The organism is Paraburkholderia sp. J11-2 (genome assembly GCF_905220185.1).
Classification (GTDB): Bacteria; Pseudomonadota; Gammaproteobacteria; order Burkholderiales; family Burkholderiaceae; genus Paraburkholderia.
Genome location: NZ_CAJMYY010000037.1, coordinates 23580 through 38339 on the forward strand (window position 1 = coordinate 23580; position 14760 = coordinate 38339).

Sequence of the window (14760 nt, forward strand, 5' to 3'; positions counted from 1 at the left end):
CATGGAGAAGAACACCGTGGATGACATGCTGACCGAATCGGCGCACAACGTGCTCGCACGCCATTGCACGCCGCAATTCGTACGCACCGTGGAAGCGGCTCGCGAGCGCAACGCGGGACGCGCCCTGTGGGACCAGCTCGACGCGCTCGGCTTTCTCGACGCACTCGTGCCCGAGGAGAAAGGCGGTTCGGGCATGCGCCTCGCCGCCACGGCGGGCGCGCTGTTCGAATTCGGCGCGCACGCGCTGCCGCTGCCGGCCGCGCACACGATGATTGCGCGTGACCTGCTTGCCCGCGCGGGCGTCGAAGCGCCTCGCGGTCCCATCGCCATCGCGCTTGGCAATGCCTCGCGGCAAGGCACGGCGTTCGTGCCGTACGGTCTCGTGGCCGACACGCTCATCGTCGAAACCGCCGATGGCGCGAGCCTCGTCCCGCTCGACAATGCCGAATTGCGCGCACACGGCGACAGCCTCGACGCCACGCTCACCTACCCGGCGCACGCGGCGCGCGCGTTGCCCGCAAGTGTGCGTGGCGTGGGCGAGCTGGGCGCGCTCGCCACGGCCGCGACGATGGCGGGCGGCATGCAGCGCGTATTCGACATGACGCTAGGCTACGTGAACGAGCGCCAGCAGTTCGGCCGCTCGCTCGGCAAGTTCCAGGCCGTGCAGCAGCAGTTGAGCGTCATGGCCGAGCACGTGGCCGCCACGCGCGTCGCGGCCCAGTTGGGCTGTGCGGGCCACCATACTTCGGAGCAGCGCATCGCGGCGGCCATTGCGAAGGCGCGCGCGAGCCGCGCCGCACCGCTGGTGGCGAACGGCGCGCACGCGCTGGTGGGCGCGATGGGTATCACCGAGGAGTACGACCTGCAACTCTACACGCGGCGCTTGCACGCGCAACGTCTGCAATATGGATCGGAGTCGTTCTGGGACGATGTCGTCGGCACGCACGCCATCGATCATTGGAGCAACGTTGCGGCGGGCGTCATCGGCATTTACGATGCGCTCGACGAAGCGGCGGCGGTCGCGACGTAATCGTTGATTCCGACCGGCAACGCGAGGCGCGCGATTTCCGCAAAATAGCGCGCGCCGGTCATCAGGATATCGTCGTTGAAGTCGTAGCTGGCGTTGTGCAGCGGAATACCGCCGCGCTCCGGCACGTCGCCGTTACCGATAAAAATGAAATTGCCCGGCACGACCTGCAGGAACGCGCCGAAATCCTCGGAAATCATCATCGGCTGCACGTTCGCGTTCGCTGCGGCTTCTCCCGCTACGTTGCGCGCGGCGTTCGCCGCCAGCTCGACGAACTGCTCCGAATTGACCGTTGGCGCGAACTCGTGCGTGTACTCGAAGCTGCACTCGGCGCCGTGGGCCTGGCAAATGCCTATGCTGACCTCTCGCATGCGGGTTTCGAGCAGCGATTGCACGGCCTTCGAATAGCTGCGCGTATCGCCCTTGATGATCACGTTCGACGGGATGACGTTGCGAATGCCGTCGGTGATGAATTCCGTGCAGGAGATCACCGCTTGCAGGCTCGGGTCGAGATTGCGCGACACGATGGTTTGCAGTGCCAGGACGATTTGCGACGCGATGACGATCGGATCGACACCCATATGCGGGCGCGCCGCGTGCGTACCACGGCCTTTGATATGGATAACAAAATTATCCTCGCTCGCCATGATGCCCCCCGCGCGCGTGGCGAACGTGCCGGCGGGCATGCCCGGCATGTTGTGCGCGCCGAAGATCGCGTCGACGGGAAAGCGTTCGAACAGGCCGGCGGCCATCATCGCCTTGGCGCCGCGGCCGTGCTCCTCGGCCGGCTGGAAGATGAAGCGCACCGTGCCGTTGAAATCGCGCCGCTCGGCGAGCAGCCGCGCCGCACCGAGCACCATCGACATATGGCCGTCGTGCCCGCACGCGTGCATTTTTCCGGCGTTCAACGAGGCATGCGCGCGGCCCGGCGCATGCTCCGCGATATTGAGCGCGTCCATGTCGGCGCGTACGCCGATCGCGCGCTTGCCGTCGCCCACCGTGAGGTTCGCCACGAGCCCCGTGCCGCCAATGCCGCGATGCACGTCGAGCCCCAGTGTCTCGAGGATCTTCGCCACGTAGTCGGCGGTATGGATCTCCTCGAAGCCGGTTTCGGGACGCTGGTGCAAATGCTGTCGCCAGCTTTTGAGTTGGCCTTGCAGCGTGCTTTCCATGTCGATGTCCTCTTTCCGGTTACTGCGTGAGCTGGGTCAGCCACGCGTCGCGACGCGCCGCCACGGTTTGCGCAGACGCGCCGACAAGCTCCGCGTACAGGCCTGGCGCCGTGGCACCCTCGGTGCTGATCAGTAGCACGCGTGAACGCGCATCGAGCCCTGCTGCACGCGCGAGATCGGGATCGTGCATGAGTTTCGCGAGGCCCGCGAGACCCGCCGCGCCCGACTCGCCCGATACGACCGGTACGTCGCCAGCCGCGCCGTTGGCGAGGCTGCGCATCGCTTCTATGGCGTCCGCGTCGTCGATCAACATGAAGTTGTCGACGCACGGTTCGAGTATCGTCCATGCGAGCGGCGACGTCTCCCCGCACGCCAGGCCCGCCATCACCGAATCGACCGATCCGGTGGCAATCGCCGCGCGGCCCGCAACGGCGCTTTGATACAGGCAGTCTGCCTGGCGCGGTTCAACCACGATGAAGCGCGGACGCGCGGCGCCATCGCGCTCCCACAAATAACTCGCCACACCGGCCGCCAGACCGCCCACGCCGCCTTGCAGAAACACATGCGTCCATGCGGCACCGCCAGACTGCTCGATCACTTCCGCTGCGATGGTGCCGTAGCCTTGCATGACGTCGCGCGGGATCGCCTCGTATCCTTCATAAGAGGTGTCGGAAACGACGTGCCAGCCGCTCGCCTTCGCGAGTTGGGCCGCGTGCTCCACGGATTCGTCGTAGTTGCCCGCGATTCGAACGATCCGCGCGCCATACGCGGCAATCGCCGCTTCGCGCTCCGCACTGACGTTCGCATGAAGGACGATCACACAGTGGCAGCCGATCGAGCGCGCGGCTGCGGCAAGCGCCTTGCCGTGGTTGCCATCGGTTGCGCTGATGACCGTGAGGTTCGTGACCATCTCGCGGTAGCGGCCCTCGATCAGCATGCGAGGATCGACGTCCTGCAGAGGCCACAAGCGCATGATGAGACGCATCAGCGCAATCGGTGCGCCCAGCGCCTTGAAGCTGCCAAGAGGAGAACGAAACGATTCGTCCTTGAGGCCAATGCGGGCAACGCCCAGGCGCGCAGCCGCCCCGCCCAGATCCCAAAGCGGCGTCGGCTCCGGGCTGATCAACGCCCACCCGGCAAGCCAGGCCCGGCTCTCGTCGCCCGCCTTCACGTTCAGGATGCCCCTGAGCGTTTCCGGGTAGGCGTTGCGCGTGGCGCGGGGGTTGGCGATCAGCATGGGTCGGCTCCAGTGAACTTGCAGTACCGAAATGATATTGCGCAGCCCCTGCGAAAAAGTCTCATAATGCGGTCGAATCACGCAAAAAAATATCGACTTTCAGGCCCCCGCGCAAATGGCGACACATCTCGACTCCTTCGACCGCAAGCTCCTGATGGAAGTCCAGCGCGACGCCCAGATTCCTCAGAACGAACTCGGCGCGCGCGTGAATCTCTCCACGGCGGCGGTGAACCGGCGTTTGCGCCGTCTCGTGGACGATGGCGTGATCGACCATTACGCGGCGATCGTTTCGCCCGAGAAGGTCGATCATCCCATTACGATCGTCGCGACCGTCGAGGTGGAAAGCGAACAGATCGACCTGCTCGACGCCATGAAGCGCACGTTTGCGCAATGCCCGCAGATTCAGCAGTGCTACTACGTCGCGGGCGAGTGGGATTTCGTGCTCATTTTCGCGGTGCGCAACATGGACCAGTACACGGAACTCACGCGCGAGCTATTCTTCTCGAACAACAACGTGAAGCGGTTCAAGACGCTGGTGAGCATGAGCCGCGTGAAGGTGGGGCTCGAAGTGCCGCTCGCGCTGAACGGCGAATGAGAAACGCGCATTTCGACGCAACACAGCCCTTTGGAAAACAGGAGCCACGACACATGAGCAACACGGCGCATCATGCTGGAGCCATTGAAGGTGACGCGTTGTTCCACCACCCGGAAGTCGCCACGCTGCGAGCCGACCTCGCGCTCGCGCTGCGGGCCGCCGCGCATTACGGGCTCGGTGAAGGCGTCTGCAATCACTTCAGCGTCGCGCTTCCCGGCGAAGACGGCCTCTTCCTGCTGAACCCGCGCGGCCTGATGTGGAGCGAGGTCATGGCCGACGACATCGTCATTGTCGACGCACAAGGGCGCGTGATGGCGGGCCGCCATGCCGTGGAGCCCACGGCGATGTTCATTCACGCCGCCATCCACGCCATCGCAAAGAAGGCCTGTGTGCTGCATACCCACATGCCGTACGCCACCGCCCTCACGCTCACACAGGACTGCGGGCTCGATACCACCTTGTCGCAGAACGCCATGCGCTACCACGGCCGGGTCGCGCTCGACCGCGAATACAACGGCCTCGCGCTCGGTCCCGAGGAAGGCGAGCGCATTGCGCATGCGCTCGACGGCAAGGACATCGGCTTCCTCGGCAACCACGGCGTGGTGGTGTGCGGCGAGCGTATCGACTACGCGTTCGACGACCTCTATTACCTCGAGCGCGCATGCGCCGCGCAGGTGCTCGCGGGATCGACCGGGCGCGCGTTGCGACCCGTAGCGGCCGATGTGGCGCAGCGCGTGGCGGACCAGATTCAGGGTGAGCGATTGCAGTCGGAACTGTTCTTCGCAGCGCTGCGAAGAACGCTCAAACACGCCTGAGGAAGGGGCGGTCCTACTTCCCCTGCCAAACCGCCTTGCGCTTTTCCGCGAACGCCGAAGCGCCCTCGCGCGCGTCGGCGGAAGCGAACACCGGGTCGGTGATTTCGCGCTGACGCTCGAACATCTCCGCGCTGGACCAGTCTCGCGACTCGCGCATCACGCGCTTGCTCGCGGCCACCGCAAGCGGGCCGTTCGCCACGATCTTCTGCGCGAGTTCGATCGCGCCCGCCAGCGCTTCGCCCGGCGCGGTGAGGCGGTTGACGAGGCCGAACTCGAACGCGCGTTGCGCGCCGAACATGTCGCCCGTTAGCACTAGCTCCATCGCGATGCGCTCCGGCAACTGCTGTTGCAGACGCAACAATCCACCCGCCGCCGCACACAGCCCGCGTTTGACTTCAGGCAGCCCGAACTGCGCGTTGTTCGCCGCCACGACGAGGTCGCTCGCGAGCACGACTTCGAAGCCGCCCGCGAGTGCATAGCCTTCCACCGCCGCGATGAGCGGCTTGCGCGGCGGCGCTTGCGTGAGGCCCGCGAAGCCGCGGCCCGGCAGGCTCGGCCGTTCGCCCTTCAGAAAGCCCTTCAGGTCCATGCCCGCACAAAAGGTGCCGCCCGCACCGGTGATGATGGCGAGCCGCAGGTCGTCGCGCCGTTCCAGTTCGTCCAGCGCGGCGGCTATCGCTTCGGCCACCGCTTTCGTGCAGGCGTTGCGCGCCTCGGGACGGTTGATCGTGAGGATCTGGATTCCGTCGCGATACTCAATCAGCAATTCGTCGCTCATGGTCGGCCTCACTCAGCGCGGCTGCATGCGAATCGCGCCGTCAAGGCGAATGGTCTCGCCGTTGAGCATCGGATTCTCGAGGATATGCAGCGCGAGCGCGGCGAATTCGTCGGCAACACCCAGGCGCGGCGGAAACGGCACCATGCGGCCAAGCGATTCGCGAATCTCCTCAGGCAGCCGCGCAAGCAGCGGCGTGTCGAACAGCCCCGGCGCGATCGTGCATACGCGGATGCCCTTGCTCGCCAGGTCGCGCGCGGCCACGAGCGTCATCCCCACCACGCCCGCCTTCGACGACGCATACGGCACCTGCCCGATCTGCCCTTCGTATGCCGCTACCGACGCCGTGAGCACGCACGCGCCGCGCTCGCCGCCCGCGTCGGGCTCGTTGCGCGCCATGGCCGCCGCCGCGAGACGCAGTGCGTTGAAGGTGCCGAACAGATTCACGCGCACCACGTTTTCATAGGCTTCGAGCGAGCCCGGCGAGCCGTCCTTTTCGATTACCCGCACCGCACCGCCGCGGCCCGCGCAATGCACGAGCGAGCGCAGCGTGCCGCGCTTGGTCGCCGCTTCGAACACGGCGGCCATGTCGTCGGCGCTCGTCACGTCGGCGGCCACAAAGCTCGCGTTCGCGCCGAGTTCGTCGGCCACCGCCGCGCCGCGCGAGCTGGCGAGGTCGGCGATCACGACCTGTGCGCCTTTAGCCAGCAGGCGCTGCGCGCTCGCGAGACCCAGACCCGATGCACCGCCCGTCACCACCGCCACCGTGCCGGCGAATTTGTTCTGCTCGTCCATGTGTCGTTTCTCCTTCGTCGTTCGTGGTTGCTTTATTTAGAGGCGTTCAATGAGCGTCGCGTTGGCCATCCCGCCCGCCTCGCACATCGTTTGCAAGCCGTAGCGGCCGCCGCTCACTTCGAGCGCGTTGAGCATCGTCGTCATGAGGCGCGCACCCGAGGCGCCGAGCGGATGCCCGAGCGCAATCGCGCCGCCCGCCGGGTTCAGGCGCGCCCCGTCCGCGCCCAGCGACTTCTGCCAGGCGAGCGGCACAGCGGCGAATGCCTCGTTCACTTCGAAGTGCGAAATATCGCCGATGGCGAGACCGCGTTTCTTCAGCAAACGCTGCGTGGCGGGAATCGGCGCCGTCAGCATCATGAGCGGATCGTCGCCGCAAACGTCGAACGCCACAATGCGTGCGCGCGGCTTCAACCCCAGCTGCGCCGCCTTCTGCTCGCTCATGATGAGCAGCGCCGAGGCGCCGTCCGAGATTTGCGAGGCATTGCCCGCCGTCACGTTCCAGCGGATGCCCGGAAAGCGCGCTTCCAGTTCCGCGCTTTCGAACGAGGGCGCGAGGCCCGCGAGCCGCTCGACCGTGGTCCCGGCGCGAATCGTTTCGTCGAGGTCGACACGGCGCACGCCCTCGGGTCCCGGAACCTCGATAGGCACGATCTCGCGCGCGAACTGGCCCGCCGCGCGCGCGGCGTCGGCACGGCTGTGCGATTGCGCCGAGTAGGCGTCGAGCGCCTCGCGCGTGAGCGCCCACTTCTGCGCCACGAGATCGGCGCTCACGCCCTGGCCGACCATGCCTTCGGGATAACGCAAGTGGTACAGCGCGCCATACGGATCGCGGCCGATGCGCGACGACCCCATCGGCACACGGCTCATCGACTCCACGCCACCGGCCACCACGATCTCGTTCACGCCCGCCATGATCGCCTGCGCCGCGAAATGGATGGCTTGCTGGCTCGAACCGCACTTGCGCTCGATGGTGGTGGAAGGCACGTGCTGCGGAAAGCCCGCCGCGAGCCACGCGAGGCGGCCGGGCGTCGAGGCCTGCTCGCCCACCTGACTCACGCAGCCGATCATCACGTCGTCCACGCTGCCGGGGTCGAGGTCGTTGCGCTCGATCAGTTGCTTGAGGACCTGCGAAAGCAGATCCACAGGATGCAGGTCGACGAACGCGCCGCCTGCCTTGGTCCGGCCCATCGGGCTGCGCACTGCGTCGACGATTACCGCGCTATGGGTCATGGTTCTCTCAACGGTTGGAAGTTTCATGGAAAATGAATCGCTTGACTCAAAATACACCTCATCGAATCACAATTTCAATAGTGGTAAACATATTTCGGTTCTATAGGATCATTTTTATTGATTTCTCGTTCACGATCCGCAACACTGTTTGCACGACTTGACACCAGAAGACCGAAAAAGGAGACATCGGCGCGCAGCGGAGCGCTGCGCCGCATCGCGAGGGCGAAAAAATGAGCCTGGCGTCTTAAAAAATTGTTCCGGCGAGTATCGGAAAGCTAGAATCCGGGGTTTGCCGCGGGCCACATCGGCACGCCGCACCCTTACCCCGACGAAGGACCCGAAATGAACGACCAGGCCAACTCCCGCACCGACGACGCCGCCGAGTCACAACCCGACTCGCAGCTCGTGAGCGCGCTCGCGCGCGGCATCCGGATCCTCCAGTGCTTCTCGATGGGCGACGCGGAGCTTTCGGCGCGCGATCTGGTCGAGCGCACGGGGTTGCCCAAGCCCACGGCGCTGCGGCTCATCAACACGCTCGCGGAGTTCGGTCTGCTGCGCTATTCGGAGCGCATTTCGAAGTATGTGCTTGGCACGGAGATGCTGAGTCTCGCCGCCCCGGCGCTTGGCCGCATGACGATCCGGCAGATCGCGCGGCCGATGATGCAGGAGCTGGCCGACTACTGCCACGGCCAGGTCACGCTCGCGGTGGGCTACCGCCTGAACATGGCGTACGCCGAAGTGATTCAGGGCGAAGGCAGCGCGGTGTACCGCTCGGAAACGGGCACGCGGCTCTCGCTTTCGCGCACGGCGTCGGGCCGCGCGTATCTGTGGACCGTGCCAGGCGCTGAGCGCGAGCAGTACCTGCAGGAAACGCTCGCGCGCGATCCCGCGAAGGGCGAGTTGCTCTCGCAGCGCCTCGCGCAGGCGCAGCAGGAGTTGCGCGCGCACGGTTGCACGATCTCGCACGGCGACATGCAGCGCGAGATCCATTCGGTGGCGATTGCGCTGTCCGCCCCGATCGACGACGAGTATTGGGTTTTTGGCTGTTCGATTGCAGTTTTCAACATCAGCGGCAACCAGTTGACCGACGACATCGCCCCGCGGCTGATGTCGCTCGTCAGGCGCGTGGAGGCAGCGCTCGGCAGCATGACTGGGGCCGCGCATGACATGGAGACGAGACCGTGGAGCGTGTCCGCGAACTAGCTGTAGCAGCACCCACGCGGGAAGCCCTGTGCTTCCCCGCACTCAAGCAGAGCATCACCTACCAGGAGCTGGACGAACGCGCGGAGCGTATCGCGCACTGGCTCCTCGGCCTCGGCCTGCAACCCGGCGACGGCATTGCGCTGCTGTTCGAGAATCATCCGGCGCTCGCCGTCATCGCCATCGGGGCTGAGCGCGCCGGCCTCTACTACACCCCGATCAGCATCCAGTTGAAAACACGCGAGGCCGCGCACGTCCTCAAGGACTGCGGCGCGCGCGTGCTGATCGCCTCGCAGGCCATGCATGAACTCGCGGCGACGCTCGTTGCCGAGGGCGCGGCGCCGGGCGTCGCCTGCTTCGTTGCCGGTGCTTCCGAGGCGCTGCCTGGCTTCGCCTCGCTCGAAGCGGCGCTGGCCGGTGTCGATGCGAGCGCGCCATTGCCGCCCTTGCCGCGCGGCCGCGACTTTCTCTATTCGTCGGGCACGACCGGCCTGCCCAAGGGCATCCGCAAGCCGCTCGTGCCGTTCGAGCAGCGCGATGCCGACGACACCGAAACCGCAGCGTGGCGTCAAACCTTCGGCTTTCGCGCCGACTCGGTCTACCTCAGCACCGCGCCGCTCTACCATGCCGCGCCGCTGCGTTACCTCATGCGCATGCTGCACACCGGGGGCCGCGCCATCGTGCTGCAGAAGTTCGACGCCGAGGCGGCGCTCGACGCCATCGCGCGCTACCGCGTCACGCACAGCCAGTGGGTGCCAACGATGTTCATCCGCCTGCTGAACCTGCCCGAGACCACGCGCGCGCAATACGACGTGAGCAGCCTGCGCGTGGCGATTCACGCAGCCGCGCCGTGCCCGCCGCACATCAAGGAGCAGATGATCGCGTGGTTCGGCCCGGTGATCTACGAGTACTATGCCGGCTCCGAAAGCGTGGGCCTCACGGCGATCGCCTCGGACGAATGGCTCGCGCATCGCGGCTCGGTGGGACGCTCGAAGTACGGACAGATCCATATCGTCGATGATGAGGACCACGAACTGCCCGTGGGCGAGATCGGTCGCGTGTTCTTCGAAGGCGGCCCCGCTTTCGAGTACCACAACGATCCGGTGAAGACGCGCAGCGTCTACAACCGCCACGGCTGGGCCACTTACGGCGACATCGGCCATGTCGATGCAGAAGGCTATTTGTACCTGAGCGACCGGCGCGTGGACCTCATCATCAGCGGCGGTGTGAACGTGTACCCGCAGGAGATCGAGAACGTGCTCGCCGAGCATCCCGCCGTGGCCGACGCTGCTGTGATCGGCGTGCCGCACCCCGAGTTCGGCGAGGCCGTGAAGGCGGTCGTGCAACCGCGCGAGCGCGACGCCGCCAGCCCGCAGCTCGCCGAGGAGTTGATTGCGTTTTGCCGGGCGCGGCTTTCGCATATCAAGGTGCCGCGCTCGGTCGAATTCGAGGAGGCGCTGCCGCGCCACGACAACGGCAAGCTGCTACGGCGCATTCTCAAGGAGCGCTACCGCCAGCCGGCAGTTTGATACGGATAACGAAGTTACTAAAGATACTGGAGACACAAAGTATGCGCAGCGTATTCCGCGACGATCACGAAATTTTCCGCGAACAGGCCCGGCGCTTTATCGAGCGCGAAATCGTGCCGTTTCATCATCAATGGGAACAAGAAGGCATCGTGCCGAAGTCGGTATGGCGGCGTGCGGGCGAGGAAGGTCTGCTTTGCTGCACGATTCCTGAAGAATACGGCGGCGGCGGCGGCGACTTCGGCCACGCGGCCATCATGATCGAGGAACTCGCGCGCGTGAACGCGAGCGGCATTGGCTTTCCGCTGCATTCGGATATCGTCGCGCCTTATATCTTCGCGTACGGCAGTGAGGCGCAAAAGCGCGAATGGCTGCCGAAGCTCGCGCGCGGCGAGCATATCGGCGCCATCGCCATGACCGAACCCGGCACGGGCAGCGATCTCAAGTCGGTGCGCACCACTGCGCGCAAAGACGGGGATCACTACGTCATCAATGGTCAGAAAACCTTTATCACGAATGGCCAGAACGCCAGCCTCGTGGTCGTGGTCTGCAAGACCGCGCCGGAACTCGGCGGCAAGGGCGTTTCGCTGATCGTGGTCGAGGAAGGCACGCCCGGCTTCAGCAAGGGCCGCAAGCTCGACAAGATCGGCCTGCGCGCGCAAGACACGTCCGAACTCTTCTTCGAGGACGTGCGCGTTCCCATCACGCAGCGGCTTGGTGAGGAAAACCAGGGCTTCTCGTACCTCATGCGCGAACTGGCGCAGGAGCGGCTCGTGATTGCGGTGCGCGCGGCCGCATCGATCGAAGGCATGCTCGAGCGCACGATTCGCTATACGCGCGATCGCAAGGTGTTCGGCCAGGCGATCTTCGACTTCCAGAACGCGCGCTTCAAGCTCGCGCATGCGCGCGCGAAGGCGGAGATGGTGCGCATCTATGTCGACGATTGCATTGCGCGACATCTGCGGCGCGAGCTTTCACCGGTGGACGCCGCGATGGCGAAGCTCAACGCCACCGAACTGCAGAACCAGTTGCTCGACGAATTCCTGCAGTTGCACGGCGGTTATGGCTACATGTCCGAGTATGTGGTGGGCACCGCGTGGGTGGACGCGCGCGTCATGCGCATCTACGGCGGCACCGACGAGATCATGAAGGAAATCATCGCGCGCACGCTGTAACGGCGCGCCAAGCGACACACCGGGAAGCAGGCACACATGATCAAGCCTTTGGAAGGCGTTACCGTCGTGGAGTTCGCGGGGCTCGGCCCCGCGCCGTTCTGCGGCATGCTGCTCGCGCAAATGGGCGCGCGCGTGATCTGCATCGGCCGCGCGGGTGCGCCCGAGCCAACCGGACCGCTTGCGCGCGGGCGCGAATACGTCGCCCTCGACCTCAAACGCCACGCCGACGTTGCCCGCGCACTCGACCTGATCGCGAGTGCCGACGCATTGATCGAAGGCTTTCGTCCCGGCGTGATGGAGCGGCTAGGGCTCGGCCCGCAAGTGTGCCAGGCCCGCCGCACCTCGCTCGTCTACGGCCGCATGACCGGGTGGGGGCAAACCGGCCCGCTCGCGCACACGGCGGGCCACGACATCAACTACATCGCGATCTCGGGCGCGCTGCATGCGGTGGGTCTCGCGGGCGGCGAGCCTGTGGTGCCGCTCAATCTGGTTGGCGACTTCGGCGGCGGCGGCATGCTGCTCGCGTTCGGCGTGGTGGCCGCGATTCTGCGCGCACGAGGGACCGGCGTTGGCTGCGTGGTCGACGCCGCGATGACCGACGGCGCGGCCATGCTCATGAGCATGATGTACGGCTTCTACGCGGCGGGGCACTGGCAAGACGAGCGCGGCACGAACCTGCTCGACGGCGGCGCGCCCTTTTATCGCACGTATCGTTGCGCGGACAACCGTTATATCGCCGTGGGCTGCATCGAGCCGCAGTTCTATGCGGCGTTCATGAAGGGAATCGGCGCGGAAGATCTATTGGCGCTGCCGCAACGTGACCGGGCGCACTGGCCGCAAGTGCAGGCACGCATTGCCGAGGCCGTTGCCACGCGCACGCGCGACGCATGGACCGCCGTGTTCGAAGGCAGCGATGCGTGTGTGACGCCCGTGCTGAGTCTCGCGGAAGCGCCGCTCGATGCGCACAACACCGCGCGCGGCGCGTTCGCACAGAGCGGCGAGGCGTGGCAGCCGCAATGCGCGCCGCGCTTCGTGAGCTACGGCGGCGCGAGCGCTTAGCCTCGCACCTCGCCCAGCGTCGCTTCATCGTCGGCGAGCAACGAAAGCTGGCCGGTCGCGACAATATGACTGAGCGGCGCCGGGCGGCCGAGCAAATAGCCCTGCACTTCGTCGCAGCCTTCGTCGGCGAGCAGCGTGAGCTGCGCCTCGGTTTCAATGCCTTCGGCCAGCACCGGAATGCCAAGGCTCTTGCCTAGCGCGAGCACCGCGCGAATGATCGCGGTGGCCTGCCGGTTCGATTCGGCCTCGCCGATGAAGGACTGATCGAGCTTGATCTTGTCGAACGGAAACGAGCGCAGCGTGTCGAGCGACGAATAGCCGGTGCCGAAGTCGTCCAGCGCGATACTCACGCCAATGGCCTTGATCCGCTGCAGCACGTCGAGCGAGCGCTCGCGGTCAGCGAAAATGGCGGTCTCGGTCAACTCGAGCTCCAGGCGTTCGGGCGCGAGGCCTGTCTCGACCAGCACGGTCTCCACGAGCTTCGGCAAATCAGCGTGCGAGAGTTGTATGGGCGACAGATTCACGGCCACCTTGTAAGGCGGCAACCACGAAACGGCGCGCATGCATGCTTCGCGCAGCACCCAGGCGCCAATGCCGAGAATGAGACCGTTCTCTTCGGCAAGCGGAATGAATTCGGCGGGAGAGATGAAGCCAAGCCGCGGATGCTCCCAGCGCAGCAGCGCTTCATAGCCGCAAATGTCGCCCGTTGCGATCGAGGTCTGCACCTGGTAGTGCACGCTCAACTGCCCGCGCGCGAGCGCCTCGCGCAAGTCGTGCGTGAGCGAGCGGCGCGCCCGCGCGATCTCGTCCATCGCCGGCTCGTAGAAGCACACAGAATGCGAGAGGTCCGCCTTCGCGCGGTACATGGCGAGGTCGGCGTTGTTGATGAGCACCGTCTTGGTGGTGGCGTCGTCGGGATAGATGGCGACGCCCAGGCTCGCGCCCGAAAGCACTTCGGCGTCGTCGTAGCGCACGGGCCGGTAGAGCGCGGTTTCGAGGCGCGAAAGCAGATCGCCGAGCTCCTCGCGCGAGGCGAAGCGCGTGAGCGCCACGAACTCGTCGCCGCCCACGCGTGCAATGAACTCGCCTTCGTGCATCAGGCTCGAAAGACGCCGTGCCAGAATGCGCAGCACTTCGTCGCCGGCATGATGGCCGTGCAGGTCGTTGATTTCCTTGAAGCGGTTCAGGTCGATGCCGACGAGCGCAAGCTTGCGCGTGTCCTGCGTGCGCGCCAGTTCGGCGTCGATGCGTGCGTTGAAGCTCGCGCGATTGGGCAGGCCCGTGAGCATGTCGCTCATTGCCATCGTGCGCAGATGCTCGACGGATTCGGCGCGCACGCTGTCGTCGAGCAGAAAGCTCACGCAGCCCGCGCCCGCGATCACGAGCGCCATGCACGCCACCGCAAGCGCGAGCGCCTGCAGCGCGGCGGGATTCGAGAAGTGGCCGTCGATCGGCATCGGCACGACCTGGAACGCGGACATGCCGGTGAAGTGCAGCGCGGCGATGGCAAGTGCGAGCACGCCCGCCACGACGCGCGCGCCGGCTTCGGCGTTTGCCCGCGCGCTGGCCGCGTTCTCCTGCGGCCGTCTCGCCGTCACGCCGGCAAGATGCAGCGCCAGCGCACAGATCGCGACCGCGAACGCGATCGACAAGGCGATGCCGACGCGATTCCAGATCACAATGCCTTGCACGCGATACGCGAGCATGCCCGCGTAGTGCATGAGCGCGACCGCCAGCCCGACAATCGCGCCGCCGAGCGCGGGCGCGGCGCGCGTCGCGCGGTTCGCGACCTGGCTCGTGGCGAGCAGAAACCCGAGGAAGCTGCCCACGAGCGCGATAAGCAGCGACGTAATGGTCAGCACGGGATCGAAGGAGATCGGCACGCCCGGCTCGAAGCCCAGCATGGCGATGAAGTGTGTGCACCAGATGTCGGCGGCGGCGACCACGGCCGCGATGAACGACCAGCCGAGACGCTGCAGCGAATGCGTCGCGAACGCGCGCAGGAGCAGCCGCGCCGTGACCCACGAGCCCGCGGCGCAAATCAGCAGCGCGACGACGACGAGCCACAGATTGTGCTTGTAGACGATGCAGCCCACTACGCTCATCACGGGAAAGTCTCCTGGTTCACCACGCGTTCACCCCGGGCATCGCGCC

13 protein-coding genes are annotated in these 14760 nt (G+C 66.0%); 7 read left to right on the top strand and 6 right to left on the bottom strand.

Going from position 1 to position 14760, the window contains the following annotated elements:
* Position 1: 1 nt before the first annotated feature.
* Positions 2-1030, top strand: coding sequence for an acyl-CoA dehydrogenase family protein (locus U5A57_RS35895; RefSeq protein WP_321916502.1), 1029 nt, complete (start codon positions 2-4; stop codon positions 1028-1030).
* On the opposite strand, the gene U5A57_RS35900 is transcribed toward U5A57_RS35895, so the two are convergent.
* Positions 991-2199, bottom strand: coding sequence for a M20 aminoacylase family protein (locus U5A57_RS35900; protein WP_321916504.1), 1209 nt, complete (start codon positions 2197-2199; stop codon positions 991-993). The genes U5A57_RS35895 and U5A57_RS35900 overlap by 40 nt on opposite strands.
* Before the next feature lie 19 nt (positions 2200-2218).
* Positions 2219-3436 carry a diaminopropionate ammonia-lyase gene (locus U5A57_RS35905; RefSeq protein ID WP_321916506.1) on the bottom strand — a complete coding sequence of 406 codons (1218 nt, stop codon included), beginning with the start codon at positions 3434-3436 and terminating at the stop codon, positions 2219-2221.
* Between the two features lie 115 nt (positions 3437-3551).
* On the opposite strand from U5A57_RS35905, the gene U5A57_RS35910 reads away from it, so the two are divergent.
* Positions 3552-4031 (top strand): Lrp/AsnC family transcriptional regulator, encoded by a 480-nt coding sequence (locus U5A57_RS35910; protein WP_321916507.1) that lies wholly within the window; start codon positions 3552-3554, stop codon positions 4029-4031.
* Between the two features lie 53 nt (positions 4032-4084).
* Positions 4085-4846 carry an aldolase gene (locus U5A57_RS35915; RefSeq protein WP_321916509.1) on the top strand — a complete coding sequence of 254 codons (762 nt, stop codon included), beginning with the start codon at positions 4085-4087 and terminating at the stop codon, positions 4844-4846.
* Positions 4847-4859: 13 nt separating this feature from the next.
* On the opposite strand, the gene U5A57_RS35920 is transcribed toward U5A57_RS35915, so the two are convergent.
* The 3 genes from U5A57_RS35920 to U5A57_RS35930 are packed head-to-tail and all read right to left on the bottom strand — an operon-like array spanning position 4860 to position 7646.
* Entirely contained in the window at positions 4860-5624 is a 765-nt protein-coding gene (locus tag U5A57_RS35920; protein WP_321916511.1) for a crotonase/enoyl-CoA hydratase family protein, read from the bottom strand.
* Positions 5625-5636: 12 nt separating this feature from the next.
* The gene (locus tag U5A57_RS35925; protein ID WP_321916512.1) at positions 5637-6416 is read right to left on the bottom strand and encodes an SDR family NAD(P)-dependent oxidoreductase; all 780 of its coding nucleotides are present in this window, start codon (positions 6414-6416) and stop codon (positions 5637-5639) included.
* Between the two features lie 36 nt (positions 6417-6452).
* Positions 6453-7646, bottom strand: a complete 1194-nt coding sequence (locus tag U5A57_RS35930; protein ID WP_321916514.1) for a thiolase family protein — start codon at positions 7644-7646, stop codon at positions 6453-6455.
* A gap of 342 nt (positions 7647-7988) precedes the next feature.
* Here U5A57_RS35930 and U5A57_RS35935 point away from each other — a divergent pair, with 342 nt between their 5' ends.
* The 4 genes from U5A57_RS35935 to U5A57_RS35950 are packed head-to-tail and all read left to right on the top strand — an operon-like array spanning position 7989 to position 12606.
* Positions 7989-8849 (top strand): IclR family transcriptional regulator, encoded by an 861-nt coding sequence (locus tag U5A57_RS35935; RefSeq protein ID WP_321916516.1) that lies wholly within the window; start codon positions 7989-7991, stop codon positions 8847-8849.
* On the top strand, positions 8828-10375 hold the full coding sequence (locus U5A57_RS35940) for an AMP-binding protein (RefSeq protein ID WP_321916518.1): 1548 nt from the start codon (positions 8828-8830) through the stop codon (positions 10373-10375). The genes U5A57_RS35935 and U5A57_RS35940 overlap by 22 nt, the downstream gene beginning before the upstream one ends.
* Before the next feature lie 41 nt (positions 10376-10416).
* Positions 10417-11547 carry an acyl-CoA dehydrogenase family protein gene (locus U5A57_RS35945; protein ID WP_321916520.1) on the top strand — a complete coding sequence of 377 codons (1131 nt, stop codon included), beginning with the start codon at positions 10417-10419 and terminating at the stop codon, positions 11545-11547.
* Positions 11548-11583: 36 nt separating this feature from the next.
* Positions 11584-12606 (top strand): CaiB/BaiF CoA-transferase family protein, encoded by a 1023-nt coding sequence (locus U5A57_RS35950; RefSeq protein WP_321916522.1) that lies wholly within the window; start codon positions 11584-11586, stop codon positions 12604-12606.
* Here U5A57_RS35950 and U5A57_RS35955 read toward each other — a convergent pair.
* Positions 12603-14711 (bottom strand): putative bifunctional diguanylate cyclase/phosphodiesterase, encoded by a 2109-nt coding sequence (locus tag U5A57_RS35955; RefSeq protein ID WP_321916567.1) that lies wholly within the window; start codon positions 14709-14711, stop codon positions 12603-12605. The genes U5A57_RS35950 and U5A57_RS35955 overlap by 4 nt on opposite strands.
* Positions 14712-14760 lie beyond the last annotated feature (49 nt).

What these genes read in the sequence shown, in the direction of transcription:
- U5A57_RS35900 (WP_321916504.1), bottom strand. Translation starts at nt 2,199, where the DNA reads ATGGAAAGCACGCTGCAAGGCCAACTCAAAAGCTGGCGACAGCATTTG.
- U5A57_RS35950 (WP_321916522.1), top strand. Translation starts at nt 11,584, where the DNA reads ATGATCAAGCCTTTGGAAGGCGTTACCGTCGTGGAGTTCGCGGGGCTC.
- U5A57_RS35920 (WP_321916511.1), bottom strand. Translation starts at nt 5,624, where the DNA reads ATGAGCGACGAATTGCTGATTGAGTATCGCGACGGAATCCAGATCCTC.
- U5A57_RS35915 (WP_321916509.1), top strand. Translation starts at nt 4,085, where the DNA reads ATGAGCAACACGGCGCATCATGCTGGAGCCATTGAAGGTGACGCGTTG.
- U5A57_RS35935 (WP_321916516.1), top strand. Translation starts at nt 7,989, where the DNA reads ATGAACGACCAGGCCAACTCCCGCACCGACGACGCCGCCGAGTCACAA.
- U5A57_RS35930 (WP_321916514.1), bottom strand. Translation starts at nt 7,646, where the DNA reads ATGACCCATAGCGCGGTAATCGTCGACGCAGTGCGCAGCCCGATGGGC.
- U5A57_RS35955 (WP_321916567.1), bottom strand. Translation starts at nt 14,711, where the DNA reads ATGAGCGTAGTGGGCTGCATCGTCTACAAGCACAATCTGTGGCTCGTC.
- U5A57_RS35905 (WP_321916506.1), bottom strand. Translation starts at nt 3,436, where the DNA reads ATGCTGATCGCCAACCCCCGCGCCACGCGCAACGCCTACCCGGAAACG.
- U5A57_RS35910 (WP_321916507.1), top strand. Translation starts at nt 3,552, where the DNA reads ATGGCGACACATCTCGACTCCTTCGACCGCAAGCTCCTGATGGAAGTC.
- U5A57_RS35895 (WP_321916502.1), top strand. Translation starts at nt 2, where the DNA reads ATGGAGAAGAACACCGTGGATGACATGCTGACCGAATCGGCGCACAAC.
- U5A57_RS35945 (WP_321916520.1), top strand. Translation starts at nt 10,417, where the DNA reads ATGCGCAGCGTATTCCGCGACGATCACGAAATTTTCCGCGAACAGGCC.
- U5A57_RS35925 (WP_321916512.1), bottom strand. Translation starts at nt 6,416, where the DNA reads ATGGACGAGCAGAACAAATTCGCCGGCACGGTGGCGGTGGTGACGGGC.